General features: G+C 64.3%; 25 protein-coding genes and 2 tRNA genes. 15 read left to right on the top strand and 12 right to left on the bottom strand.

The features are described from left to right. From LDZ21_RS04090 to pncB, 3 genes are all read right to left on the bottom strand, one after another. Window positions 1-1,410, bottom strand: coding sequence for a sodium:proton antiporter (locus LDZ21_RS04090; RefSeq protein WP_244794335.1), 1,410 nt, complete (start codon window positions 1,408-1,410; stop codon window positions 1-3). Window positions 1,411-1,415: 5 nt separating this feature from the next. Next, window positions 1,416-2,087 (bottom strand): LutC/YkgG family protein, encoded by a 672-nt coding sequence (locus LDZ21_RS04085; RefSeq protein ID WP_244794334.1) that lies wholly within the window; start codon window positions 2,085-2,087, stop codon window positions 1,416-1,418. A 122-nt stretch (window positions 2,088-2,209) separates the two neighbouring features. Then, window positions 2,210-3,400 carry a nicotinate phosphoribosyltransferase gene (gene pncB / locus LDZ21_RS04080; protein WP_244794333.1) on the bottom strand — a complete coding sequence of 397 codons (1,191 nt, stop codon included), beginning with the start codon at window positions 3,398-3,400 and terminating at the stop codon, window positions 2,210-2,212. Window positions 3,401-3,653: 253 nt separating this feature from the next. On the opposite strand from pncB, the gene fdxA reads away from it, so the two are divergent. From fdxA to LDZ21_RS04060, 4 genes are all read left to right on the top strand, one after another. Then, window positions 3,654-3,977, top strand: coding sequence for a ferredoxin FdxA (gene fdxA / locus LDZ21_RS04075; protein ID WP_035959621.1), 324 nt, complete (start codon window positions 3,654-3,656; stop codon window positions 3,975-3,977). Window positions 3,978-4,109: 132 nt separating this feature from the next. Next, a tRNA-Asn gene (locus LDZ21_RS04070) sits at window positions 4,110-4,185 on the top strand. A 76-nt stretch (window positions 4,186-4,261) separates the two neighbouring features. Beyond that, window positions 4,262-4,337: transfer RNA gene (locus LDZ21_RS04065), tRNA-Asn, on the top strand. Between the two features lie 115 nt (window positions 4,338-4,452). Next, window positions 4,453-5,478 (top strand): IS110 family RNA-guided transposase, encoded by a 1,026-nt coding sequence (locus LDZ21_RS04060; RefSeq protein ID WP_244793700.1) that lies wholly within the window; start codon window positions 4,453-4,455, stop codon window positions 5,476-5,478. A gap of 386 nt (window positions 5,479-5,864) precedes the next feature. Here the strand turns inward: LDZ21_RS04060 and LDZ21_RS04055 are convergent, their stop codons facing one another. From LDZ21_RS04055 to LDZ21_RS04045, 3 genes are read right to left on the bottom strand one after another with little or no spacing between them, the layout of a single operon-like run. Next, window positions 5,865-6,452 (bottom strand): LutC/YkgG family protein, encoded by a 588-nt coding sequence (locus LDZ21_RS04055; RefSeq protein ID WP_244794332.1) that lies wholly within the window; start codon window positions 6,450-6,452, stop codon window positions 5,865-5,867. Next, complete coding sequence (locus LDZ21_RS04050) at window positions 6,449-7,840, bottom strand: lactate utilization protein B (RefSeq protein WP_244794331.1); 1,392 nt, start codon at window positions 7,838-7,840, stop codon at window positions 6,449-6,451. The genes LDZ21_RS04055 and LDZ21_RS04050 overlap by 4 nt, the downstream gene beginning before the upstream one ends. Beyond that, window positions 7,837-8,580 carry a (Fe-S)-binding protein gene (locus LDZ21_RS04045; protein WP_244794330.1) on the bottom strand — a complete coding sequence of 248 codons (744 nt, stop codon included), beginning with the start codon at window positions 8,578-8,580 and terminating at the stop codon, window positions 7,837-7,839. Before LDZ21_RS04045 ends, LDZ21_RS04050 begins: the two co-directional genes overlap by 4 nt. Window positions 8,581-8,703: 123 nt before the next feature. On the opposite strand from LDZ21_RS04045, the gene LDZ21_RS04040 reads away from it, so the two are divergent. The 6 genes from LDZ21_RS04040 (at window position 8,704) to LDZ21_RS04015 (ending at window position 13,217) form a co-directional block, all read left to right on the top strand. Then, entirely contained in the window at window positions 8,704-9,474 is a 771-nt protein-coding gene (locus LDZ21_RS04040) for a FadR/GntR family transcriptional regulator (RefSeq protein ID WP_244794329.1), read from the top strand. A 277-nt stretch (window positions 9,475-9,751) separates the two neighbouring features. Next, window positions 9,752-10,231, top strand: coding sequence for a CreA family protein (locus LDZ21_RS04035; protein WP_370886642.1), 480 nt, complete (start codon window positions 9,752-9,754; stop codon window positions 10,229-10,231). 61 nt (window positions 10,232-10,292) lie between these two features. After that, window positions 10,293-11,129 carry a helix-turn-helix transcriptional regulator gene (locus LDZ21_RS04030; RefSeq protein ID WP_244794327.1) on the top strand — a complete coding sequence of 279 codons (837 nt, stop codon included), beginning with the start codon at window positions 10,293-10,295 and terminating at the stop codon, window positions 11,127-11,129. A gap of 177 nt (window positions 11,130-11,306) precedes the next feature. After that, a complete protein-coding gene (locus LDZ21_RS04025) occupies window positions 11,307-11,978 on the top strand; it encodes an AzlC family ABC transporter permease (protein ID WP_244794758.1) in 672 nt (223 codons plus the stop codon). Beyond that, the gene (locus LDZ21_RS04020) at window positions 11,975-12,298 is read left to right on the top strand and encodes a branched-chain amino acid transport AzlD family protein (protein ID WP_244794326.1); all 324 of its coding nucleotides are present in this window, start codon (window positions 11,975-11,977) and stop codon (window positions 12,296-12,298) included. Before LDZ21_RS04025 ends, LDZ21_RS04020 begins: the two co-directional genes overlap by 4 nt. Before the next feature lie 154 nt (window positions 12,299-12,452). Continuing rightward, a complete protein-coding gene (locus tag LDZ21_RS04015; RefSeq protein WP_244794325.1) occupies window positions 12,453-13,217 on the top strand; it encodes a DUF4088 family protein in 765 nt (254 codons plus the stop codon). A 12-nt stretch (window positions 13,218-13,229) separates the two neighbouring features. Here the strand turns inward: LDZ21_RS04015 and LDZ21_RS04010 are convergent, their stop codons facing one another. From LDZ21_RS04010 to LDZ21_RS04000, 3 genes are all read right to left on the bottom strand, one after another. Further along, window positions 13,230-15,356 carry an ATP-dependent helicase gene (locus LDZ21_RS04010; RefSeq protein WP_244794324.1) on the bottom strand — a complete coding sequence of 709 codons (2,127 nt, stop codon included), beginning with the start codon at window positions 15,354-15,356 and terminating at the stop codon, window positions 13,230-13,232. Window positions 15,357-15,501: 145 nt separating this feature from the next. Beyond that, window positions 15,502-15,759, bottom strand: coding sequence for a hypothetical protein (locus tag LDZ21_RS04005; protein WP_035959634.1), 258 nt, complete (start codon window positions 15,757-15,759; stop codon window positions 15,502-15,504). A 66-nt stretch (window positions 15,760-15,825) separates the two neighbouring features. Further along, window positions 15,826-16,218, bottom strand: coding sequence for a hypothetical protein (locus LDZ21_RS04000; RefSeq protein ID WP_244794323.1), 393 nt, complete (start codon window positions 16,216-16,218; stop codon window positions 15,826-15,828). A 309-nt stretch (window positions 16,219-16,527) separates the two neighbouring features. Between LDZ21_RS04000 and LDZ21_RS03995 the strand changes: the two genes are divergently transcribed. After that, on the top strand, window positions 16,528-16,749 hold the full coding sequence (locus LDZ21_RS03995; protein ID WP_035959636.1) for an RNA-binding S4 domain-containing protein: 222 nt from the start codon (window positions 16,528-16,530) through the stop codon (window positions 16,747-16,749). 196 nt (window positions 16,750-16,945) lie between these two features. After that, complete coding sequence (locus tag LDZ21_RS03990; protein WP_244794322.1) at window positions 16,946-18,379, top strand: MATE family efflux transporter; 1,434 nt, start codon at window positions 16,946-16,948, stop codon at window positions 18,377-18,379. 191 nt (window positions 18,380-18,570) lie between these two features. Here LDZ21_RS03990 and LDZ21_RS03985 read toward each other — a convergent pair whose 3' ends face one another. Further along, window positions 18,571-18,879: a helix-turn-helix domain-containing protein gene (locus tag LDZ21_RS03985; RefSeq protein WP_244794321.1), complete on the bottom strand. Its 309-nt coding sequence runs from the start codon at window positions 18,877-18,879 to the stop codon at window positions 18,571-18,573. A 266-nt stretch (window positions 18,880-19,145) separates the two neighbouring features. Here LDZ21_RS03985 and LDZ21_RS03980 point away from each other — a divergent pair, with 266 nt between their 5' ends. Beyond that, entirely contained in the window at window positions 19,146-20,804 is a 1,659-nt protein-coding gene (locus LDZ21_RS03980) for a phospholipase D family protein (protein WP_244794320.1), read from the top strand. Window positions 20,805-20,829: 25 nt separating this feature from the next. Beyond that, complete coding sequence (gene fumC, locus LDZ21_RS03975) at window positions 20,830-22,236, top strand: class II fumarate hydratase (RefSeq protein WP_244794319.1); 1,407 nt, start codon at window positions 20,830-20,832, stop codon at window positions 22,234-22,236. A gap of 27 nt (window positions 22,237-22,263) precedes the next feature. On the opposite strand, the gene LDZ21_RS03970 is transcribed toward fumC, so the two are convergent. After that, a complete protein-coding gene (locus LDZ21_RS03970; RefSeq protein WP_244794318.1) occupies window positions 22,264-22,797 on the bottom strand; it encodes an acyl-CoA thioesterase in 534 nt (177 codons plus the stop codon). A 56-nt stretch (window positions 22,798-22,853) separates the two neighbouring features. Continuing rightward, window positions 22,854-23,000: a hypothetical protein gene (locus tag LDZ21_RS03965; protein ID WP_244794317.1), complete on the bottom strand. Its 147-nt coding sequence runs from the start codon at window positions 22,998-23,000 to the stop codon at window positions 22,854-22,856. A 144-nt stretch (window positions 23,001-23,144) separates the two neighbouring features. On the opposite strand from LDZ21_RS03965, the gene LDZ21_RS03960 reads away from it, so the two are divergent. Further along, window positions 23,145-23,873, top strand: a complete 729-nt coding sequence (locus LDZ21_RS03960) for an ArsR/SmtB family transcription factor (protein WP_244794316.1) — start codon at window positions 23,145-23,147, stop codon at window positions 23,871-23,873. Window positions 23,874-23,881: the final 8 nt, after the last annotated feature.

The raw sequence follows: 23,881 nt of genomic DNA, 5'->3' as shown, positions 1-23,881 counted from the left end.
CTAGAAAAATAGCCAGCCGGAAACAGCAAAGAGCGGCAACAGGACGACGCACGACCAGCCCATATAACCGAAGAAACCCGGCATGCGGATGCCGCGCGATTCCGCGATCGCCTTGACCATGAAATTCGGCGCATTGCCGATATACGTGTTCGCGCCCATGAAGACCGCACCCGCCGATATCGCGGCGAGCGTCGTGGCGCCGGAGCTCATCAGCGTCTGCGCGTCGCCACCGGCGAGATTGAAGAACACGAGATACGTCGGCGCGTTGTCGAGGAACGAGGACAAGAGGCCGGTCGCCCAGAAGTACGCGAGGTCGATCGGCTTGCCGTTCGCATCCGATACCGCGTGCGCGATGCCCGCGAGCGCACCCGCCTCGCCCGCGCGCAGGATCGTGATGACCGGGGCGATCGTCACGAAGATGGCGGCGAACAGCTTGGCGACTTCCTGGATCGGCGCCCAGTCGAACGCGTTGCCTGCGCGCGCGCTTCGAGGCGTCAGCATGAGCGATGCAAACAGCACGGCGACCAGCGCCGCATCGCGCACGATGTTCTGTAGCGCGACGTGCGCGCCGAACACGCTGAATTCGACGCCCGGCTTCCACACGCCGCTCATCAGCACGAGCGCGACGACCGCCGCGAGCAGCACGAAGTTGACCTTGCCGTCGATGCTGAAGCCGCGCGTATCGGGCGTCGGATCGAGAAAGCCGGATCGCGTTTCCTCCTTCTTGCGCCAGTAATAGCTATCCAGCGCATAGAAGAGCGCGAGCAGGATGCCGCAGATGAAAAGCATCGGCAGGGCGAGATGCAGCGTCGTCCAGAAGAAGCCGACACCGTTGAGAAAGCCGAGAAAGAGCGGCGGATCGCCGAGCGGCGACAGTGAGCCTCCCGCGTTCGCCACCAGAAAAATGAAGAACACGACGACGTGCACCACGTGCTTGCGATTGTCGTTCGCGCGCAGAAGCGGACGGATGAGCAACATGGCCGCTCCCGTCGTTCCCGTGACGCTCGCGAGCGCGGTGCCGAGCGCGAGCAGCGCCGTGTTGACGCGCGCCGAACCGTGCAGGTTGCCGCGCACGCAGATGCCGCCCGCCACCGTATAAAGCGACGCGAGCAGGATGATGAACGGCGCGTACTCCTCGAGCATCGCGTGGACGAACAAGCCGAACGCCGCGCCGGCGCCGAATGCGAACGCGAATGGCACGAGCAGCAGAAGCGCCCACGCGGCCGCGATCTTGCCGAAATGGTGATGCCAGAACCGGTGCGCGACGAGCGGAAACACCGCGATCGAAAGCAGAATGCCGATGAACGGAATGCCCCACGCCGCCGACAGCGACGCGCCATCGAGCGTAGCCGCCGATGCGCCGGACATCGCGAGCAACGGCGACAGCAAGCCAAAAACGAAACGCCGCATGCCGCTCACGCTCCCCGCACGACGATCACATGCACGCGATACGGCCCATGCGCGCCGAGCACGATGGTCTGCTCGATATCGCCCGTGCGCGACGGTCCCGACACGAAGTTGACGGCGCGCGGCAGTTCGCCCCGCTCCGCGCGGATCAGCGCGAACGCATCTTCGTGCGATGCGACGATGCGCGATGCCGGGACGATGGCGATATGCGTCTGCGGCAGCAACGCGCCGGATGCGGGCGTGTCGGCTCCCGAAAGCAACACGAGCGAGCCAGTCTCGGCGGTTGCGCAGAAGCATCCGGTGATGCCGACGAGGTCCGCGTCCGCCGGCTTGCGCAGCGACGCCGCGATGCCCGCCTGCGCCCACGGCAATTCGGCGAGCGCGGGCCACGCGACGGCATCGCAGGAAAGATCGAGCGCGTGGAGATAGCGCGCCGCTTCGGCCGGTGCTTCGTCGAGCGTGCCGACTTCGGCGACGGTCGTCGCAAGCCGTTCGGCCTCCAGAGTAAAACGCGCGATCAGTTCGTCGCGGGTAGCGGGAAGCGGCGGACGGGGACCGGCGGGATGCCGCTGCACGTAGTCGTCGGCGGCGGCGCGTTCGGCGTCCGTCGGCGCGCCTTTTCTGCCCTGCGCGCTGCGAATGCGCGCGAGAATGTTGCGGCGCGCGGCCGATGTATCCATGGTGCCGTCCTCATGTTGCGTGCGGGGAAACGTTCGCGGCGATGAATCCGCGATGAGGAGCCGATTATATCGACCGGTCCGCGCGCGCGGACCTCGGCCGAACGGCATAGGCCGCGTGCGCTTCAGCCTTCCCCGACGGGCTGCTCGATGCCGAACACCTGACGCAGATAGGCAAGATACGCCTTGTCGTCGCACATGTTCTTGCCCGGCGAATCGGAGAGCTTGGCGACCGGCTGCCCGTTGCAGCGAACCATCTTGATGACGATCTGCAGCGGCTGATAACCCAGATCGTTCGTAAGGTTCGTGCCGACGCCGAACGCGAGCTGGCAGCGCCCGCGGAAGCGTTCGTACAGTTGCAGCACCTTGGGGATATCGAGCGCGTCCGAGAACACGAGCACCTTCGTGCGCGGATCGCAGCGATTCTCCTCGTAGTGCTTGATGAGGCGCTCGCCCCAGTCGAACGGATCCCCCGAATCGTGGCGCGCGCCGTCGAAGAGCTTGCAGAAGTACATATCGAAGTCGCGCAGAAACGCCTTCATGCCGTACACGTCGGACAGCGCGATACCCAGATCCCCTCGATACTCCTTCGCCCACATCTCGAAGCCGAAGATCTGCGAATCACGCAGGCGCGGGCCGAGCGCCTGACACGCCTGCAGATATTCGTGCGCCATCGTGCCGAGCGGGCGCAGGCCGTGTTTCATCGCGTAGAAGACGTTGCTCGTGCCCGCGAACTGCTCGCCGAGCCGTTCCTTCAGCGTCAGCACGACTTCCTCGTGCCACTGCTTCGAGAAACGGCGGCGGGTGCCGTAATCGGCGATCTTGCAATCGGAGTATTCGGGCGGCGTGGCGAGCAGCTTGATCTTGTCGCGCAGGCGCTCGCGCCCGGTTTCGTACTCCGGCTTGCGCTGCGTGTTGCGAAAGTACACCTCGTTGACGATCGCTAGCACCGGAATCTCGAAGAGAATCGTATGCAGCCACGGCCCTTCGATCATGATGTCGATCTCGCCATTGTTCTTCGGCGACGGCGAGATACGGATAGACTTCTCGTTGAGATGAAAGAGCGCGAGGAAGTCGATGAAATCGCTCTTCATGAAGCGCATGCGCCGAAGATAGTCGAGCTCTTCTTCCCTGAAGCGCAGGCTGCAGAGCTGGCGCACTTCATCGCGGATCTCGTCGATATACGGCACGAGGTCGGCCTCGGGCGTACGGCAGCGAAAGCGATACTCGACATGCGCGGCCGGGAAGTGATGCAGCACGACCTGCATCATCGTGAACTTGTAGAGGTCGGTATCGAGCAGCGAATTGATGATCATGGTTCTGACTAGGACACATCGAAGCGAGCAGACCGCGCGACGACGCGCCGCGAGCCTTTGGTCCATGTTACCCGAATGCGCGCCCTTTTTAAGAACCGGGCATACATACATTGCGAATCGATATAAGCCATACGCCGTGGCCCTCGCGCCGCTTTTTACCGTTACGCTACAATATGCGTTTCGGCGAACGACCCGGCGCGCCCATGCAGCCCGCCCGGCGCCGCCCCCACGAATTTCGCATGCAGGAGCCTGAATGACTCACGTTGTGACCGAAAGCTGCATCAAGTGCCGCTACACCGATTGTGTGGATGTGTGCCCGGTGGATTGCTTCCGTGAAGGTCCCAACTTTCTCGCGATCGATCCGGACGAGTGCATCGACTGCGCCGTGTGCGTGGCCGAATGCCCGGTGAATGCCATTTACGCCGAGGAAGACGTGCCGGGCGACCAGCAGCACTTCACCGAGCTGAACGCCGAACTTGCGCGCAACTGGCCGAGCATCACCAAGACGAAGGCGCCGCTGCCCGAAGCCGAAGAGTTCAAGGACGTGAAGGACAAGCTGAATCTGCTCGAGCGTTGAGGGCTTGTGCGTCGGCCAGGGGAATGGTCTTGGGAGAAGTTCGACGCAATGAAACAAGTCGTATCGAGTGAAGATTCGCCGTTGACAGGGTAGCAGACGCTCCCTATAATTCCGCTTCTCTGCTGTAGATGTTCCCCGATAGCTCAGTTGGTAGAGCGCCGGACTGTTAATCCGTAGGTCCCTGGTTCGAGCCCAGGTCGGGGAGCCAAAAAACTCCAGCACGCAGTTTCCAAAAAGCCCAGTCGGATTGCTGGGCTTTTTAATCAGTTTCATGTGGTAGATGTTCCCCGATAGCTCAGTTGGTAGAGCGCCGGACTGTTAATCCGTAGGTCCCTGGTTCGAGCCCAGGTCGGGGAGCCAAAAAGCATTATCAAAAAGCCCAGTCATTCGACCGGGCTTAATGAGATGGTCAGCCTGACCGAGATGGCCCGATTGGCATACGCTGATCGGGCCATTTCCTTTTTTGGAGGCCATCATGGCGAACACTACGCTTATCGGCATTGATCTGGGCAAGCACTGCTTCTTTTTGCATGCGCAGGACGCACGCGGCACGCAGGTTTGGCGCAAGAAGATGACGCGCAAGCAACTCTACGGGTGCCTGGCGACCTGTCCGGTCGCCGTCTTGGCAATGGAAGCTTGCGCGGGCGCGCATTGGCTGGCACGCAAATGTCAGTCATATGGACATCAGGTTCGCTTGATCGCACCGCAGTTCGTCAGGCCATTCGTCAAAGGCAACAAGACCGACTTTGCCGATGCTGAAGCGATCTGCGAAGCTGCCTCGCGTCCTTCCATGCGTTTTGTCGCAATCAAGACCGCCGAGCAACAGACTCTGCTTGCGCTGCATCGCGTGCGCGAATCGCTTGTCGCTGAACGCACGGCAACCAGCAATCAAATCCACGCTTTCCTGCTCGAATTCGGGATCGATCTGCCTGTCGGCGCACTGGCCATCACGCGCTTGCCGGTCCTACTCGATGATCCTGTGCATGCACTGCCGCCCGTGCTGGTGGCCTTGTTGCTTCGCCTGCATCAACGTTACGCACAGTTGGGTGGCGAGATCGCCGAGTTGGAGACCCAGATCAAGCGGCAGACGAGCGAAGACGAAGCCGGCCAACGCCTGCTCACCATTCCTGGAATCGGCCCGATCACCGCCAGCAGCTTGCTCGCCATGGCCGGCGACGCACGCGCGTTCAAATGTGGCCGAGACTTCGCGGCGTCTTTGGGGCTGGTTCCGCGCCAACATTCGACTGGCGGCCGAGCGACCCTGCTGGGCATCTCGAAGCGCGGCAACAAGCAGTTGCGCTGCCTGCTCGTGCAAGGCGCGCGCGCGGTGATGCGTTATGCCGATAGACGAACCGATGCGCTGGGTCGCTGGCTGCAAGCGTTGCTGCTACGTCGTCACAGCAATGTCGTTGCCTGCGCACTCGCCAACAAAATGGCCAGAATCGTTTGGGCGATTCTGGCCAAGGGTGGCGTGTACCGGGCACAACCGGCCATCGCCTGAGAGCTTTCCGCCTGCTTTTGCGACCACTGACCCGTGATGAAGATAAACGGCTCACGGCCCCGACTGAAAACCTGAAAAACAATCCAGTCCTGCAGACTGAGGGCTTTTTAAGGACAGTTGGGTGCGGCTTCTCATCGAGGGCCGGGCGCTCTGATCCGCGCCCATTTCGAGCCCGGATACATTTGCGCAAGCCCTTTTATCTTAGGTCACAGATCGAGGTTGCAGAAACTAGGCTGACCATACATTTTGTTTTTGCGCGACGCTTTACGCAATGCGACAGGGCGACGTTTCCATTCGCGGTGCGCGATCCAGCGTTTCCGGCTCGGTTCCTAGCATTTTGTCAGTCGGCACGCCCGCCCGCCTTTGTCCGCGCGCAGGCCCCACCCTCACCCCTGCGCCATCCACACCACCGTCAGCGACCTCACGCCCTGCGCCCCGCGAATCAGCACGCCTTCGATATCCGCCGTCGCGGATGGCCCCGTGACCAGCACCGCATAACGCGCGGACTGAAAATCGGGCCGTCGATAAACCTGCTGCAAACCGTCGACGAGTTGCGCGGGATCGAGCAGCACGACCAGATGCTGCGCGAGATAGCCGATCGAATTGACGACGTATTCCTTCTCGCTGAACCACACCGAACCCGTTTCCGCAACGCCGAAGCGTCCGCGCACGACGCCCACATCGACATCCTGCAGCGACGCGGGCACCGTATCCGGCGACAGCTTGCGCGTGGCCGCGATGCCCTCCACCGCCGACGCCACCACCGCGCCTTCACCGAAGCGCGCGGCGATCATCGCGTCGACATCGGCGAGGGAGTGAGCGTGGGCGCAGGTTCCGCCCATCGCCGTGAGCGCGGTGATGAAGCGCGTCATCAGATCGCCTTCGGGCGACGGGAAAACCGGCAGATCGGGGCGCGGGCGCGACGCGGGTTGCGCCGCGCGAATCTTCGAGAGAAATGCTTCGCGAGTCGTCATTTGGCTTGCTTCCGGTTCTTCTTGTACCACTCGTGAAAAGTCTGGATGGGCGCTTCGGGCAAGTCGCGCTGGCGTCCCCAGATGTTGAGCGGGTTGTACAGCACGAAGTTGGGCAGCCGCTTCAACGCGCCGCCAAGCGATGCGACCGTCGCGCGATAAAGCGTCGGACTCGCGAGCAGTCGCCCCGCCATCCTGAGCACTTCCTTCTTCACGAACGGCACTTCGTGACGCTCCGCGATCACCTCGCGCCACTTGTAAATCTGCTCGTGGATATTGACCTTCGTCGGACACACGTTGGTGCAACTGCCGTTCATCGTCGAAGCGAACGGCAGGCTGCTATAGCGTTTGAGGTCGTGCGTCGGGTTGATGATCGCGCCGATCGGCCCGGAATACGTGCCGCCATACGACAGTCCCCCGCTTCGCCGATACACCGGACACGTATTCATGCACGCGCCGCAGCGGATGCACTTCAGCGAATACCAGAAGTCGTCGAGCGCCAGCCGCTCCGAGCGTCCGTTGTCGACGAGGATGTAGTGCATCTCCGTCCCCGGCCGCGGCGCGCGAAAGTGCGACGTGTATTGCGTGATCGGCGAGCCGAGCGCGCTTCTCGACAACATGCGCACGAAGACGCCGAGATCGGCGATTGTCGGAATGATCTTTTCGATGCCGATCGACGCGATATGCAGCGGCGGCACGTTCGCGGACAGATCGGCGTTGCCCTCGTTCGTGCAGACCACGACCGTCCCCGTTTCGGCCACCGCGAAGTTGCATCCCGTCATGCCCGCCGTCTTCTCGCGCACGAAGTACGGCCGCGTGTGCATGCGCTGGCTCTCGGCGAGATAGTGAATGTCGCTGTTGGCGGGATCGGTGCCGATGGTGCGGCCAAAGAGTTCGGCCACGTCCGCGCGCAGCTTGTGAACCGCCGGCACGACCATATGGCTCGGGTCCTGATGATCGAGCTGCTGAATGCGCTCGCCAAGATCGGTTTCCATCACCGTGATGCCGCGCGGCTCCAGATAGTCGCGCATGTAGCACTCGTCGGTGAGCATCGACTTGCTTTTCACGAGCGTCGTCATGCCGCGTTCGCTCATCAGCTGGTGAACGAGCGCGTTGTGCTCTTCCGCGTTCGCCGCGAAATGCACGACGACGCCGTTCTTCTCCGCCTGATCGATGAACTGCGCGATGTAGTCCGCAAGATTCGACAGCGTGTGTTCCTTGATGCCCGAAGCCAGCTCGCGCATCGCTTCCCATTCGGGGATGCCGTGCGCCTGCGCGTCGCGCTTGCTGCGCAGATCCCACAGGCGCTTGTCGTGAAACGCGACGTGATCGGTCTTCTGCAGGAACGCGCCGGCCGCCTTGGCGTGATCGATTCGTACGGTCTTGCTCATGCCCGCGCTCCATTCAGGACCTGCGCGATGTGGATAAACCGCGCGTCGAGCTTCATGCGTTCCGCGCAGCCTTGCTGATGCATCAGACAGGACATGTCGCCCGAGACGATGTACTCCGCCCCGGCACCGATGTGGTCGCGCACCTTGTCCTGGCCCATGCGCACGGACACCGCTTCCTCGGTCACCGAAAACGTGCCGCCGAAGCCGCAGCATTCATCGGGGCGCGCAGGCGAGACGAACTCGATGCCCTTCACGCCCTCGAGCAATGCGCGCGGCTTCGAATATCTAACACCGGCGACTTCTGAATTCGATGTCTCGCGAAGATGCCGCACTGCGCTGCAACTGTTATGCAGCCCGACTCGATGCGGAAACTCGGCCCACGGAAACTCGCGGACCTTCAGTACGTCGTGCAGGAATTCGACCAGTTCGAAGGTGTTGCGGCGCACCTTCTGCACGTCGCTCGTCTGCTCGATGGCGGTGAAGTGCTCGCGCACATGATGCGTGCAACTCGCCGATGGCCCGACCACGTAGTCGTAGTCCGCGAAGTTGCGCGCGAACACACGCTCGGCGCCGGCGGCTTCCTTGTGCGCGCCGCTGTTGGCCATCGGCTGGCCGCAGCAGGTCTGATCTTGCGGATAGTCGACATCGACGCCGAGCCGCTCCAGCAATTCGAGCGTGGCGATGCCGACCTGCGGATAGAACGCATCGATGAAACAGGGGACGAACAGGGCAACTTTCATGGCGTATCGTGGGAGGAAATCGCGTGTCTGGTCAGCTTGGTCTGACCAAGACTTTAAGGATCCGGCGCTTTCGTGTCAAACTAGGTTAATCCAGCGTCCTTGCCTGTGCATTTCATTCGACCGATGACCTTCCAGCCCGTCCACCCGCATTCCTACGCCCGCGTGCGCCTGTCCGATGTCGTGTCCGGGCAGATTCGGGAACTGATCTCGAACGGCACGCTGCTGCCCGGCCAGCGCCTGCCCGCCGAGCGCGATCTGGCCGAGCAGTTGAACGTGTCCCGGCCGTCGCTGCGCGAAGCGCTGATCCGCCTCGAATCCGATGGCTTCATTCGCGCGGTGGCGCGCGGCGGCTTCGTCGTGTCGGACGTGACCGCGCCGCTGGTTTCGCTGCCGCTCGCGGCGTTGCTGCAACAGCAGCCGGACGCCAGCGGCGACGTGCTCGAACTGCGTCACGGCCTCGAAACGCTCGCCACGGCCTACGCCGCCGAGCGCGCGACCGAAGCCGACCTCGCGCGAATCCGCGCCGCGTTCGATGCGCTCGAAGCCGCCGTCGCCCAGAAAAGCGCGCGCATCGCGGAAAAGGACGCGGCGTTTCACCTCGCCATCGCCGATGCGACTCACAACGTCGCGCTCGCCCACGTGATGCACGGGCTCAACGAACTCGTGCGCGAATCGATGCTGACTTCGCACCGTCTCGTCGACTATGACGACGAAGTCGAAGCCGACCTGCTCGTTCAGCATCGCGCGATGCTCGACGCAATCATCGCCCGCGATCCGGCGCGCGCCCGGGACTGCGCGGGCGCGCATCTCGACTACGTGCGGGCGCTCTATCGCGACGGCGCAAAGGGGAAGGCGCGCAGCCGCGTTTCTCACGATGACATGACGAATTCGTAACGTGCTCGTAAGATTCGATAGGACTTCGCCTACACGCATTTCGGACGCAGACGGCTAACGCGCGATGAACGAACTCGCGATACTGAAACCGTCGTCAACAACATGCGCAAGGAGGACAACATGCCTTATCTACTCGGATGGCTGCTCGGCGTGCCGGTTATCGTGCTCGTGATTCTGTATCTAATCTTCCATTGAACCGGCCGCAACAGACCGCAGCAAAAGCAACGAAGGGCGTCGTTACAATACGGCGCCCTTTTCTTTTTTCCGAAGGATCGTGATGAACCGCGCCGCCCGTCTGACTTCGACCGCATCGCTCGTTTTTCTGCTTGGCGCGACTGCCGCGCACGCGGAGGAAATTGCGAGCGTCAACACGAACTTCCGCATCACCGGCTCGGACCGCGTGAGCGTCGAGGCCTATGACGATCCGCTCGTCGGCGGCGTGACGTGCTATGTCTCGCGGGCGCGCACGGGCGGCGTGAAAGGCACGCTCGGCATCGCCGAAGATCCGACGGAAGCGTCGATCGCGTGCCGCCAGGTCGGGCCGGTCGCGTTCAAGGAACCGCTCAGGCAGAAGAGCGATGTGTTCACGGATCGCATGTCGTTCATCTTCAAGACGCTGCATGTCGTGCGGATCGTCGATGCGAAACGCAACACGCTCGTGTATCTGACGTATAGCGACCGTATCGCGAGCGGCAGCGCGAAGAACAGCGTGACGGCCGTGCCGGTGCCGCAGGGAACGGCGATTCCGGTGAAGTGAGCACGGCTCGCGGGCAGGCGAAGTTGTAAACTGACCAATTCGCCTTCGAACGATCCGCTCAATGAACGCGCAACGTTTCTCCAACGCCGCACGCTACTGGCGCTCGCCGCTCGTGCCGGACGCGGACATGGTCACCGCCGAGTACTACGACCACGAATTCGCGCCGCACTGGCACGACGCGTACACGGTGCCGGTCATCGAAGCGGGCGCGGAGTGCTATGACTATCGCGGCTCGCGGTACGTGGCCGAAGCGGGCTCGGTGCCGGTGATCAATCCCGGCGAGTTGCATACCGGCGCGCGGGCCGTGGATGCCGGCTGGCGCTATCGCGTGTTTTATCTGCCGGTGCCATTCGTCGAAAATCTGGCGCGCGAGATGTCGGGGCGCGCGACGGCGGCGCCGTGGTTCGCCGCAGGCATCATCCGCGATACCGATCTGGCGAGGCGGCTCGTGGCCGCGCATCGGGCGCTGGAGCGCGCCGGACAAGCGGCCAGCGCGGACCCGCTCGCCGCCGAAACCGCACTCGTCGATGCGGTCAGCACGCTGCTCGCGCGCCATGCGCTCGAACGGCCCTCGCCCGCTCCGCTCGCCGCCGATGCGGTCCGCGTCGCAACGATGAAAGCCCGCCTCGCCGACGATCTTCTCGAACCCGTCACGCTCGCGGAACTCGCCCGCACGGTCGGGCTGTCGATGTTCCATGCGGCGCGGCTCTTCACCCGCGAAACGGGTCTTGCTCCGCATGCGTGGCGCAATCAATTGCGCATCGCGCGGGCGTTGCCGGCGTTGCGCGCGGGGACGTCGATCGCGCATGTCGCGGCGGCCAGCGGGTTCACCGATCAGAGTCATTTCACGCGGCACTTCAAGCGCGCGTTCGGCGTTGCGCCGGGACGCTGGCGCTGAGTCCGCCGTTTCCGCGTCGCGACCGCAAGAACGTACAAGCCGGCCAGGGCACGACTGGTTATCCTCCGCAAGCTGGCAACACGCACATGTCGTACTGGAGGGAGGACCACCTTGACCGCATCATCATCCACCAATGCGCTGAGCGAATTCGCCGCCGGCGCGCGTGACACCATCCCGATGATGATCGGCGCCGCGCCTTTCGGCGTCATCTTCGGCACGCTCGTCACCGCGAGTCCGCTCGCGTTGTGGCACGGCCAGCTCATGTCCCTCGTGGTGTTCGCCGGCTCGGCGCAGTTCATCGCGGCCGGCATGATTGCCGGGAATGCGAGCTTCGCCGTCATCTGGGCGACGACGTTCGTCGTCAATCTGCGGCACATCCTGTATTCGGCGACGCTCGCGCCCTACGTCGCCCATCTGCCCGCGCGCTGGCGCTGGGCGCTGGCCGGCCTCATGACCGACGAAGTCTTCGCCGTGGCCTACGCGCATTACCAGAAACGCACGGCGGGCGAGATCGGGCCGCATTACTTCTTCGGCTCCGGCGTCGCAATGTTCCTCAACTGGCAAGCGTGGACGCTCATCGGCCTGTTCTTCGGCGCGGCGTTTCCGGGCCTCAAATCACTCGGGCTGGACTTCGCGATGGTCGCGACGTTTATCGCGATCATCGTGCCGCAACTCGTCGCGGCGCGCTTCGTGGCGGCGGCGCTGACGTCGGGCGTGCTGTCGTTCGCGTGGCAAGGCTGGCCGTACAAGCTCGGTCTGCTCGCGGCGGTGCTCGTGGGCGTCGTCGTCGGCATGCTGCTGACGATGACCGACGCCAAAGCGGGACTCGACAAGGAGCGCGTGCGATGAACTATGTGCTGCTGATCTTCGGAATGGCGCTCGTCACCTATGTGATCCGCGCCGCCGTGTTCGTGCTCGGCGAGCGGCTCACGTTTGCGCCCGTCGCGCGTACCGCGCTCGGCTTCGTGCCGGTGACGGTGCTGACCGCGATCATCGTACCGATGACCGTGTCGCCGCACGGCAACGGCGCGGAGCTGACCTGGCGTAATCCGCAGCTCGTCGCGGCGGTGGTCGCCGTCGTCGTGTGCGCGTTGACGAAGCGCACGCTTTTGACGATCGCCGTGTCGCTCGCAGTGTTCTTCTTCTGGCAACTGGTCGTGTTGCGTTAGGCGTTGCGCAGTGCGCGCCTTACAGAAGCCACTCAAGTTTCCGGCTCCCGCGCCGATATCAGAATCGAATGGCCTCCGCTCTCTGCCGGCGGGCCGACAGCATCTCCCGCGAGTGGGCCATCGGGCTGCCCCGAGCGCGGAACCGGAAACCGACATGCCGCAAATCACCCTTTCGCTTCGCGACGAGACGATCGCTTCGCTGCAACGCGACTTCGAAGCGTTCTTGCGTCTCTCGCTGAAGCTCGACCCTCAGTTCATCACGCCGTCGTTCGAGGACTTCCTGCGCGCGAAGCTGCTCGACAACCCCACGCCGCTCACCGAGCAGGCCGTGCAGCGCATGCTCACGCACGGCCAGTACGCCTGGGCGAAGCGCGCGCTCGACAAGGAGTTTCCGGACGTCGTCGAAATCCTGATTCGTCAGGCGGCGGAGCACGGCTTCGCGTTCGCGATTCGGTCGGACTGGAGCGCGGAAGATCTGCTGAAGGCATCGCGCGAATGGGCGGCGGCGATCGTCACCGAGGCGAAGGGCGATGTATCGCAAGTCGATGTGCTTGCCTCGCAGATCAAGTCGGCGGCGGCGGATATCCGCACGGTCGAGGAAAAGATGCAGACGCCGGCCTGGCGGCTCGCCGATTCGCTTCGTCAGCGTGTCCATGACGCGAAGGTCGCCGTGGAAACCAACGTCGGCTCGACGGCGCGCGAAAAGCTCGGCGAACTGCGCGCGCTGCTGCGCCTCAGCATCTTCTACGGTTCGGTGCAGAAGCAGGAAGCGCAGCAGTTGCTCGAATATCTGCGCTCGCTGCGGCCGGAATTGTTCGTCGAAGAGCCGTATGACGGCTTCACGCGGTTCGCGGCGTGGCTGCGGAGCGTCTTCGGCCACGCGCCGCGAGCGGCGGGCGCGACGCGGGCCTCGCGCTAACGAGGGCGCGCCCTACTCCCACATTCCCTTGAGCCGCGCGGCGATATCGATCTTCGCTTTCGCCGCCGCCGCGAGCCCTGCCGCCGTCGGCGCGGCGGCGACCGGCACGGGCGGCCATGCGGCGGCCTCGAAGTGCGGCATCAGATGCGGCGGAATGAAGCGTGTGCGCTGCGCCCACACGTGCCTGTCGCCGAGGTTCGTCTGGTTGTGCACGTAGAACCGTTGCGGCGCGATGACGTGCAGGTCTTCCTTTGCCCGCGTCATGGCGACATACAGCAGGCGGCGCTCTTCGTCGAGTTCCTCTTCGCTGCCCGTGCCGAGATCGGACGGAATGCAACCGTCGACGCCATTCAGCACGAACACGTTGCGCCACTCCTGCCCCTTCGCGGAATGGATGGTCGAGAGAATCAGATAATCCTCGTCGATGAGCGGCACGCCCGATTCATCGCTTGTCGCGTCGGGCGGATCGAGCGTCAGTTCGGTGAGAAAGCGCTCGCGCGTCGGATACGTCGACGCGATGCTCTCCATCTGCATCACATCGCCAATGCGAATGGCCGCGTCCTCGTGGTTGCGCTCGAGGTGCGGCTCGTACCATCGGCGGATCATTTCGAACTCGGCGGGCCAGCCCGATTCCCGTCCGCAAAGCCTGGCCATCAGGGCGACGAAGCGCGGCCAGTCTTCGCTCGCGCGTGCGGGCGCGCTGAAGGCTGCAATGGCATCGGCTGCCCGCGCGTTCTGGGCGACGCCGTCAAGCAGGCGTCCCGCGATCGCCGGCCCGACGCCCGGCAGCAGTTGCGCGACCCGAAAGCCCGCGACGCGGTCGCGCGGATTCTCGGCCCAGCGCAGCACCGCGAGCACGTCCTTCACGTGCACCGAATCCAGAAACTTGAGCCCGCCGAACTTCACGAACGGGATGTTCTTGCGCGTCAACTCGATTTCGAGCGTCGCGCTGTGATGCGCCGCACGAAACAGCACGGCCTGCGACTTGAGCTTCATGCCGCCCTCGCGCGCCTCCAGCACCTTTTCGACGACATAGCGCGCCTGATCGGCCTCGTCGGCGACGGCGACGACGCCCGGCTTCTGCGCCGATGCCTTGTCGGTCCACAAGTCCTTCGTGTAGCGCTCGGCGGCGAGCCCGATGACCGCGTTCGACGCTTCGAGAATGGACTGCGTCGAGCGGTAATTGCGATCGAGCGTGACGGTCGCGGCGGGCGGATCGAAGTGTTGCGGGAAATCGAGGATATTGCGCACGGTCGCGCCGCGGAACGAATAGATCGACTGCGCATCGTCGCCGACGACGGTGAGGCCGCGCCCGTCCGGTTTCATCGCGAGAAGAATGCTCGCCTGCAAGCGATTCGTGTCCTGATACTCGTCGACGAGCACGTGATCGAAGCGGCTCGACAGATCGGCGGCAATCGCCGGCTCCGCCGCGAGATGCGACCAGTAGAGCAGGAGGTCGTCGTAGTCGAGCACGCTTTGCGATTGCTTCGCGCTGACGTAGGCGGCGAACAGGCGCTTCAGATCGGCTTCCCACTCGCGGCACCACGGAAACGACTGATCGAGCACCGTCGCGAGCGACGCGCCGGTGTTGACCACGCGCGAATAGATCGCGAAGCACGTCGACTTGGCCGGGAAACGCTTTTCCTTCGACGACAGCCCGAGTTCGTGCCGCACGAGGTTCATGAGATCGGCGGAGTCTTCGCGGTCGTTGATGGTGAACGAAGGCGCAAGCCCGACGATATCGGCGTAATCGCGCAGCAGCCGCGCGCCGACGCCGTGAAACGTGCCCGACCACGTAAGACCTTGCGCGATGGCGCTGCGGTTGCCGAGCGCGTTCGTCGCGATGCGCGACACGCGCCGCGTCATTTCGAGCGCCGCGCGGCGCGAAAACGTGAGCAGCAGAATGCGATGCGGGTCCGCGCCCTTCACGAGCAGATGCGCGACGCGATGCGCAAGCGTGTTCGTCTTGCCCGATCCCGCGCCCGCGATGACGAGCAGCGGCCCGCCGGTGCGGCCCGGTTGGTCCACGCCGAATTCGACGGCGCGGCGTTGCGCGTCGTTCAGTTTCGCGAGATACGCCGCTGCGGCCTGATCTTGAGTGCGGGATGATTCGGCGGCGGTGTCGGGGAGCGTGAGCACGAGGACTTGAGCGGCGGATAGAAGTGACGCGACACTGTATATCCATACAACCCACGCGTGCAAGCCTTTGTCGACGCTAGCCTTTGGCCCTAAAACGCAACGGCCCGCGAACAAGGCGCGGGCCGTATCGACGGAAGAACCCGCCCTAGTCGGCTTTCTTCGCGTTCTTCAGCTTGGCATCGGCTGCGGCTTCGTTCGCTTCCGATTGCGACTCCGTCTTCTTCTTGTCGGCCTTCGCCTGCGCGACGGCCGCGTCCTTGTCGGCTTCAGCCTGCTTCTTCGCGGCTTTCTTGTCGGCGTGCGTCATCGGCGCATCGCTCGTTTGCGCGATCGATACCGCGCTCACGCTCGTCAACGCGCCCGCGACGAGCGCCGCTAGCAACGCATTCGTACGTCTTGTCATGGTGTTCTCCCGGTGTGGTTGCGGAACGCCTCGCGACGCCCTCTTGCGGGCGTCGCGGCGACCCGTTTAGTGCTGCTCGCCCTGGTCCTTCGGCGTGCGGTCGGCTGCGGCGTTCAAATCGTCCTTGGCGGCCTGCTTGTCGGCCTTCTTGTTGATCTTCGCGTTGCGCACTTCCTGCTTGTACTGCGCCTTCGCTTCCTTGTCCGCGGCCTTCAACTCGGCCTTCGACGCCTTCTTCGACGCGCGGTATTCCGCGTTCGCCTGGGCGTCGGCGTTGCGCTTCTGCACCAGCGGATCGGTCGATGCCGGCGCGACGAGGTTCTGCGGCGGCGGCGCGAGTTGCGCCTGGGTGTCCGCGCCCGGTGCGGGCTGCATCGGCTGGGCGGTTTGCGCTTGCGCGCCGGTGGCTGCGAGGGCGGCGAATGCGGTGCCGATCATCAAAATTCGAGCCTTAGTCATGAGCTAGTCCTCTTTTTAGTGGCGCCGGCGGCTTGGCGCTCTGAAAGCGCTGTGCGCGACGCGTTGGCGTTTAGAAGATGACCGAAGCTGCATCGATCAAACTGACAGACCCGGCGATCGGCGATGGAGTTTCGCGAAATCAGTCACTGTTACCGTCCGTTTCACTTGGCTACATTTGCCACCGACTTCGCCGACGATCGGCCATGAAGCGTTTTGCGTCCGATCGTTCGCGGTCGACATTGACAGAGCACGAGGCGTACCCGATGCCTTATGATGGCTTCCTTCGCACCTTTCACTCTTCCGCCCGCCATGCCGCAGCTCCAGTTCACCCTCACGGGCGATCACGTCGAACTCCACAATCTGCTCAAGCTGATGGGCCTTGCCGATAGCGGCGGCGCCGCGAAGGCGCGCGTCGCCATGGGCGATGTCACCGTCGACGGCAAAGTGGAACTGCGCAAGACGTGCAAGATCCGCGCGGGCCAGGTCGTGATGATCGACGGCCAGAAGATTCGCGTGCGCGCGCCTGCCTGACCCGTCGCGTCGGGTTTGCGCCGGCGCGCCGCCGGATTGCCAAAACCCGGCCATAACGGGGCGCGGCATCGACATGACGTGCGTGAGGCAATAAGCTAGTCGTCTTTCGTTCTGGTTTCAGCGTCGGCCCTTTGCGCTGTTCACCGCCTGACCGCGCGTTTGCGTCGCGGCCAGTTCCGTTCCGTTTCCTTCGACCATGCCATCGCACACCACGCGCGCCACGAACCCGTATCAGGGACCGCCGACGCTGTCCCGCCATGCCGTCGACACGGCGCGCCTCGCCGCGCCGCTCGCCATCGCGCAGCTTTCTCAAATGGCGATGGGCGTCACCGACACCATTCTCCTCGGCTCGCTAGGCCCCGACGCGCTCGCTGCGGGCGGGCTCGGCGCGAACCTGTTCTTCGTCGTCGTGACGCTGCTGCAGGGCGTGCTGACGTCGGTGAGCGTGTCGGTGGCGCATGCGCGCGGCGCGAACGCGGACGACCGCGTGCCTCGCATCTACTGGACGGGGCTGCTGCTTTCCGTGCTGCTCGCCGTGCCCGCGTTCGCGCTGTTGAGCTACGCCGAGGAGATCCTGCTCGCGTTCCATGAACCGGCGACGCTCGCGCGCAACGTCGGCGAATATTGCGCGATGCTGCGCTGGGGAACGCCGGGCAGCCTGATCGGCATCGGGATGATGCGCGCGTTTCTGCCGGCGATCGGTGCGGCGAAGCGGCTTCTGTGGGTGTCGATCGGCGGCGTGTTCGTCAACGGCTTTCTCAACTACGGGTTGATTCACGGCGCGTACGGTCTGCCGCGCGAAGGCTTCGTCGGCTCGGCGGCGGCGACGACCATCACCGTCTGGCTGACGGCGTTCGCTCTCGTGGCGCTGCTGCATCTGCGGCCGCGTTATCGGCATTTCGTGCTGGCCGCGCGTCCGCATCTGCCGCTTCTCGGCGAACTGTTCGGCATTGGCTGGCCGGTGGCGATCACCTATGGCGTCGAATCGACGCTCTTTCTCGCGACCGGCATGATGGTCGGCCTGCTCGGGGAATCGCCGCTCGCGGCGCATCAGATCGCGCTCAACGTGGCGTCGGTGGCGTTCATGGTGCCGCTCGCGATCGGACAGGCGGCGAACGTGCGCGTCGGCTACTGGATCGGCGCGGGCGTGCCGGTGGCGGCGCGTCACGCGGGCTTCGTCGCGCTGGCGCTCGGCGTCGGCTTCATGATGTGCTCGGGCCTCGTGCTGATCGTCGCGCCGCACGCGATCGTCGGGCTGTATCTGCATCTCGACGATCCCGCCAACGCGCGTACCGTGTCGCTCGCGGCGTCGCTGCTGGGCGTGGCGGCGGTGTTTCAGATCGTCGACGGGATGCAGACGGTCGGCTCGGGCTGTCTGCGCGGACTCAAGGACACGCGCGTGCCGATGCTCGTGGCCGCGTTCGGTTACTGGGGCGTGGGTTTCCCGACGGGCTATGTGCTCGCGTTTCACTTCGGGCTGGGCGCGAAGGGCTTGTGGTGGGGCCTCGCGGCAGGGCTTGCGAGCGTCGCCGTCTTGATGACCCTGCGGTTTCATCGCATCAGCAGGCGGCTCGTCGATGCAAATCTCAGGTCCGATGGCGTGGAGACGGCGCCGCGTCGCGCGGCCTAGTCTTGCGGTCGCCTTCGCATATGCAAAGCAGGAATGCTTGGTTGGGGCGCGCGGGCGTCGTCGTTAAGATGAACCCGTCTCCTCCTTGAGACTCCAGTAACAGGGGTTATAGGCCCGCTCTGCCGAGCGGGCTTTTTTTCGTCTTCTCACTGGGATGAACTTGCGAAAGAAGCTTCAAGGTCGGCTGCCGTCTACGACGCTGGCAACAAGCAGCGAGCGATTGAAAACGTCGACAGGACCGCCCCGCCTTCATCCAATGCACATGTCGACCTTTCAACGAAAGTCACAATCGACCGCAATCCCTCGATGTTCAGCACGTCGATCCTGCGGTAGCGCGTTTCGATCAATTCCGCATCCCTGAGGCGCCTCAGGGCGGCGGCGGCCGCCTCTCGCGTGACGCCGAGCGAATCCGCGATGTCCGCCTGGCGCGTGCCAACCCATTGCTTGCCCTCGTCCTCATCCGCTTGCGCCAGCGGGAACCGGGCGACGCGTTGCGGCACCGATCCACGCAATGCGCTGCCGAGCCTGTCGCCGCGCGGTCGAGCACTTCGTCCTTGCAGCGGCCGGGCGCGCACATGAGGCCAAAGTCAAAGTGACACTCAGGCCGGGCGGCGGTTCGTCGAAAGACCTCGCTGCTTTTCATAAGCGAGTTCTCGCCGCGCACACTTCTTGCTCCGTTACCATGACACAACCAACGCGCTCGCAACCAGCCGAGCCGCCTCTAAACAATCAAAAGAGAGGGCGCTAAGTGTCGGAAAGCCGGGGAATGTCGAAAGCCGCATCAGAAGCGGCGCACGTTAAAACGCGAAATACACGGGCAAGATCCATCGCAGCGTTAGCCGCGCTCGCCCTTACTGTCACTCTCAACGCCTGTGCGACCCGCCCGCCCGCGACCGCTTTCGCTCGTCCGCAGACGCACGCGCTGGCCGCAACCGCAGCGACGCCGTTGGCCAATGCGCTGGGGCCGCTCGAAAAGCAGCACCCCGGCGAATCCGCCGTGCGCCTACTGCCGACCGGCACCGATGCGCTGCAGGCCCGCGTCGCGCTCGCCCGCGCAGCGTCGAGAACCCTCGACATGCAGTACTACATCGCCGAGGAAGACAACACCGGGAAGCTGTTGCTGGGCGCCGCGCTTCATGCCGCCGATCGCGGCGTGCGCGTACGTATGCTCGTCGACGATCTGAACTTCAAGGATATCGACCGCATCATGGCGGCGCTCGATTCGCATCACAACATCGAGATCCGCGTCTTCAATCCGTATGGCAGCGCGCAACGAAGCTTCTCCGAGCGGACGCGCAACTTCTTCACGAACCTCGATCACTTCACGCGCCGCATGCACAACAAGGCGATGGTCGCGGACAACCAGATCGCCATCGTCGGCGGGCGAAATCTTGGCGACGAATACTTCAGCGCCAGTCCGACGCTTCAGTTTCGAGACCTCGACGCGTTCGTCGCCGGCCCCGTCACGCAGCAGATATCCGCGAGCTTCGACGACTACTGGAACAGCACGGTTTCCTATCCGCTGCGCGTGCTGAACAAGCAGAAATTCGATCCCGCCGATCTCGACAAGACGCGCGAAGAACTCCGCGCGCACTGGCGCGCCAACGCCGACCCGCTCAACGCCAAGCCGCTCAACGCGACGCCGCTCGACCAGCAGATCGCACGCGAGCAAATGGGCCTTTACTGGGCGCCGACTGAATTCCATGTCGATTCGCCGTCGAAGATCGAGCATCCGAGTGACGACTACAAAAGCCCGCCGCTGACGCGCCTTGCCGATCTGCTCAAGAACGCGCAGAAGGAGTTTCTGATCCTGTCGCCGTATTTCGTGCCGCACGACGCCGGCGTGAAGGCGCTCGGCGATCTCACGCGGCGGCACGTCCGCGTCGCGGTGTTGACCAACTCGCTCGCCGCCACCGACGCCGTCGCGGTGCAGGCGGGCTACGCGCCGTATCGCGTTCCGCTGCTGCAAAACGGCGTAGAACTATACGAATTCAAGCCGATGCAGGCCGAAGGCGAAGGCCGCCCGACCGCCGGACTGTTCGGGTCGAAGTCGCGCGCAAGCCTGCACGCGAAGGCGTATGTGATCGATCGGAGTATCCTCGTGATCGGTTCGATGAATCTCGATCCGCGCTCGGCGCAGCTCAACACCGAACTGGCGCTCGTGATTCACAGCAAGCCAATCGCCGAACAAGCCGCCGGCCTGTTCGACCGCGGAATCTCGCCGCAAGCGAGCTATCGCGTCGAACTCGCGAGCGCGGCGGTGATGGCGGAACTGCGCCGCACGGGCTCGCCGCAATCCGGCCTCGTGTGGACGACGCAAGAAGACACCGGGACGGTCGCCTATTACTACGATCCGGAGGCCGGCCTGTATCGCAACCTGATGACGGGCCTCTTCATGATGCTGCCCGTCGACAAGCAGCTTTGATCAACCTCTTTCGGAAATTCAGGCCATGACACAGAACGCGCAAGGCGATGTACGCATGGAGAAGGACACGTTCGGCGAGATCGCCGTGCCGAACGGCAAGCTATGGGGCGCGCAGACGCAGCGCTCCTTGCAGAACTTCAAGATTTCGACGGAAAAGCAGTCGCCCGAGCTGATCACGGCGCTCGCGATCGTCAAGCGCGCCGCCGCCGAAGTGAACGCGGAACTCAAGCAGCTCGACGCCAAAAAGGCCCAGGCGATCATGCAGGCCGCCGACGAGATCATCGACGGCAAGCATCCCGACGAATTTCCGCTCGCGGTCTGGCAGACGGGTTCCGGCACGCAGACCAACATGAATCTGAACGAGGTGATCGCCAATCGCGCGAGCGAGATTCTCGGCGGGCCGCGCGGCGAAGAGCGCCTCGTGCATCCGAACGACGACGTGAACCGCGGCCAGTCATCGAACGACGTGTTCCCGACCGCGATGCACGTCGCCGCCGCTTACGCGATCGTCAAGCATCTGGTGCCGTCGCTGAAAACGCTGCGCGATACCCTCGACAAGAAGTCGAAGCAGTTCGCCAACATCGTGAAGATCGGCCGCACGCACTTGCAGGACGCGACGCCGCTCACGCTCGGGCAGGAGTTCTCCGGCTATGTCGCGCAACTGGATCAGGGCGTCCGTCACGTCGAAGCGACGCTGCCGCATCTCTACCAGCTCGCGCAGGGCGGCACGGCGGTCGGCACGGGTCTGAACGCGCATCCGCAATTCGCGGCGAAAGTCGCGCAGGCGATCGCCAAGCTCACGGGCCTGCCCTTCGAGACCGCGCCCAACAAGTTCGAAGTGATGGCCGCCGCCGATGCGCTCGTCGCCGCGCACGGCGCGCTGAAAACCGTCGCCGCGAGCCTGATGAAAATCGCCAACGATATCCGCTGGCTCGCGAGCGGGCCGCGCTGCGGGCTTGGCGAATTGTCGATTCCGGAAAACGAGCCGGGCAGTTCCATCATGCCGGGCAAGGTGAACCCGACGCAGTCCGAAGCCGTGACGATGCTCTGCTGTCAGGTCTTCGGCAACGACGTCGCGGTGAACATCGGCGGGGCGAGCGGCAATTTCGAGCTGAACGTGTTCCGCCCGATGATCGCGCACAACGTCCTGCAGTCCGTGCGCCTGCTCGCGGATGGCGCGCGGAGCTTCAACGACAACTGCGCTGTGGGCATCGAGGCGAACGAGTCGCGCATCGACAGCCTGCTGAATGAATCGCTGATGCTGGTGACGGCGCTCAATCCGCACATCGGCTACGACAAGGCCGCGCAGATCGCGAAGAAAGCGCACAAGGAAGGCACGACGCTGAAAGCCGCCGCGCTCGCGCTCGGGTATGTGACCGCGCAGCAGTTCGACGAGTGGGTGAAGCCGCAGGACATGGTCGGCAGCAAGTAAGCGGCTTCCTGCCCGAACGAGCGGCCGTCAGACCTTGCCGGCCGCCACTTCTTCCGGCTTCAGTTCGACGATGGCGTCGAGCGCGTCCTTGACGTCCATCGCGTAACGCGCGAGGCGTTTCTCTTCGTCCGATTCCGGCACGAACGCGGGCACGGGCGTCGGCTGGCCGGATTCATCGACGGCGACGAACACCATCAGGCAATCCGTGGTCTGCGCAAGCTCGCCGACTTTCGGATCGCCCGCATGGACGGAGATGTGGATGTGCATGCTGGTGCGGCCCGTCGTCACCACGCGCGCGCGCAGCTCCACGAGATTGCCGACCAGAATGGGTCGCCTGAAACGGATATTGCCGACGCTCACCGTGACCGCATAGCGGCCCGACCACATCGCGGCGCACGCATAGGCGGTTTCGTCGATCCATTTCATCAGCGCGCCACCGTGCACCTTGCCGCCGAAGTTGACCGATGTCGGCTCGGCGAGGAAACGGAACGTGGTTTCGGCACGGCCCTCGCGCACGGCGGACGGCAATGGTGATGCGGAAGGCTGGATCGGCGAGTTCATGGCGGGAAGCAAAGCGGATGGACGAAGCGCCGATTATAGGGCCGCAAAAAGTGCGGCTAGTCGTGAACAGCGATGCCCTGATCGATGGTGCCGTACATCGTGATGCTGCCACCCGACCCCGCCGACGATGACGACGGTCCGCCCGCGCATCCCGCGCAGACAACGAGAACGCCGAGCGCGGCGGCGATGATGAGCTTGGACATGCGAATCCCCTTTCGACGTGCATTCGAGGCAATGCGGCCATTCTAGCGCCGGGGCGGCTGCATCGACATTTCATCCCAAAGTGAAACGTCGGTTGCCGGCGCGCGCTACGATGGAGACCTCTACCGCTTCGTGGCAGCAGCGACATGAACGACGACGACTCACGCGCCCGCCATTTTCCCGGCCTCTCGCGCATCGGCGCCTTGCTCGCCGATCCGGGCCGCGCCGCCATGTTGTGGTCGCTGATGGACGGCGCGGCGCGCCCCGCCGGCGAACTGACGATGATCGCGGGCGTCTCGCCGTCCGCCGCGAGCGGGCATCTCGCGCGTCTGACCGAGGACGGGCTGCTGGCGCTCGAAGTCAGCGGAAGGCATCGCTATTACAGGATCGCGACGGCGGATATCGCGGCGGCCATCGAAGCGCTCGCGAATCTGGCTCGCGCGAGCGCGCCGCAACGCGCGCCGGAGCATCGCCCGAGCGCCGTGCCGCTCGACATGCGCTACGCCCGCACCTGCTACGACCATCTTGCGGGCGAACTGGCGGTGCGGATCTTCGACGGCATGATCGCGCGCAACTGGCTCGCAGCGGCGATGTACGGCCCCGGCACGCTCGACGCCACGCCCGACGGCATACAGGCGTTCGCGGAACTGGGCATCGACTTGAAGGCGCAGCGGGCGCGGCGCCGGCGCTTTGCGTGCACGTGCATCGACTGGAGCGAGCGCCGTTCGCATCTGGGCGGCGCTTTGGGCGCGGCGCTGCTTCATGCGTGCGAGGAACACGGCTGGATCGAGCGCACGGCGAAGCGTCGCGTGCTGCGCGTGACGCCCGCCGGACATCGGCATTTCGACGACTTCTTCTCCGGGCGACAGGCGTAAAAAACGCG

The sequence above is a fragment of the Caballeronia grimmiae genome (genome assembly GCF_022879615.1).
Lineage (GTDB): Bacteria > Pseudomonadota > Gammaproteobacteria > Burkholderiales > Burkholderiaceae > Caballeronia > Caballeronia grimmiae.
Note: the sequence above shows the minus strand (reverse complement) of the source record. Positions and strands in the feature narration are given on the sequence as shown.

Coding starts and splice junctions, on each gene's coding strand:
- fumC (WP_244794319.1), top strand. CDS start 20,830: ATGACACAGAACGCGCAAGGCGATGTACGCATGGAGAAGGACACGTTC.
- LDZ21_RS04015 (WP_244794325.1), top strand. CDS start 12,453: ATGCCGCAAATCACCCTTTCGCTTCGCGACGAGACGATCGCTTCGCTG.
- LDZ21_RS04020 (WP_244794326.1), top strand. CDS start 11,975: ATGAACTATGTGCTGCTGATCTTCGGAATGGCGCTCGTCACCTATGTG.
- LDZ21_RS04045 (WP_244794330.1), bottom strand. CDS start 8,580: ATGAAAGTTGCCCTGTTCGTCCCCTGTTTCATCGATGCGTTCTATCCG.
- LDZ21_RS04085 (WP_244794334.1), bottom strand. CDS start 2,087: ATGGATACATCGGCCGCGCGCCGCAACATTCTCGCGCGCATTCGCAGC.
- fdxA (WP_035959621.1), top strand. CDS start 3,654: ATGACTCACGTTGTGACCGAAAGCTGCATCAAGTGCCGCTACACCGAT.
- LDZ21_RS03970 (WP_244794318.1), bottom strand. CDS start 22,797: ATGAACTCGCCGATCCAGCCTTCCGCATCACCATTGCCGTCCGCCGTG.
- LDZ21_RS03990 (WP_244794322.1), top strand. CDS start 16,946: ATGCCATCGCACACCACGCGCGCCACGAACCCGTATCAGGGACCGCCG.
- LDZ21_RS04025 (WP_244794758.1), top strand. CDS start 11,307: ATGATGATCGGCGCCGCGCCTTTCGGCGTCATCTTCGGCACGCTCGTC.
- LDZ21_RS04030 (WP_244794327.1), top strand. CDS start 10,293: ATGAACGCGCAACGTTTCTCCAACGCCGCACGCTACTGGCGCTCGCCG.
- LDZ21_RS04005 (WP_035959634.1), bottom strand. CDS start 15,759: ATGACAAGACGTACGAATGCGTTGCTAGCGGCGCTCGTCGCGGGCGCG.
- LDZ21_RS04000 (WP_244794323.1), bottom strand. CDS start 16,218: ATGACTAAGGCTCGAATTTTGATGATCGGCACCGCATTCGCCGCCCTC.
- LDZ21_RS03965 (WP_244794317.1), bottom strand. CDS start 23,000: ATGTCCAAGCTCATCATCGCCGCCGCGCTCGGCGTTCTCGTTGTCTGC.
- LDZ21_RS04050 (WP_244794331.1), bottom strand. CDS start 7,840: ATGAGCAAGACCGTACGAATCGATCACGCCAAGGCGGCCGGCGCGTTC.
- LDZ21_RS04090 (WP_244794335.1), bottom strand. CDS start 1,410: ATGCGGCGTTTCGTTTTTGGCTTGCTGTCGCCGTTGCTCGCGATGTCC.
- LDZ21_RS03995 (WP_035959636.1), top strand. CDS start 16,528: ATGCCGCAGCTCCAGTTCACCCTCACGGGCGATCACGTCGAACTCCAC.
- LDZ21_RS04060 (WP_244793700.1), top strand. CDS start 4,453: ATGGCGAACACTACGCTTATCGGCATTGATCTGGGCAAGCACTGCTTC.
- LDZ21_RS04040 (WP_244794329.1), top strand. CDS start 8,704: ATGACCTTCCAGCCCGTCCACCCGCATTCCTACGCCCGCGTGCGCCTG.
- LDZ21_RS03980 (WP_244794320.1), top strand. CDS start 19,146: ATGTCGAAAGCCGCATCAGAAGCGGCGCACGTTAAAACGCGAAATACA.
- LDZ21_RS04055 (WP_244794332.1), bottom strand. CDS start 6,452: ATGACGACTCGCGAAGCATTTCTCTCGAAGATTCGCGCGGCGCAACCC.
- LDZ21_RS04035 (WP_370886642.1), top strand. CDS start 9,752: ATGAACCGCGCCGCCCGTCTGACTTCGACCGCATCGCTCGTTTTTCTG.
- LDZ21_RS03960 (WP_244794316.1), top strand. CDS start 23,145: ATGAACGACGACGACTCACGCGCCCGCCATTTTCCCGGCCTCTCGCGC.
- pncB (WP_244794333.1), bottom strand. CDS start 3,400: ATGATCATCAATTCGCTGCTCGATACCGACCTCTACAAGTTCACGATG.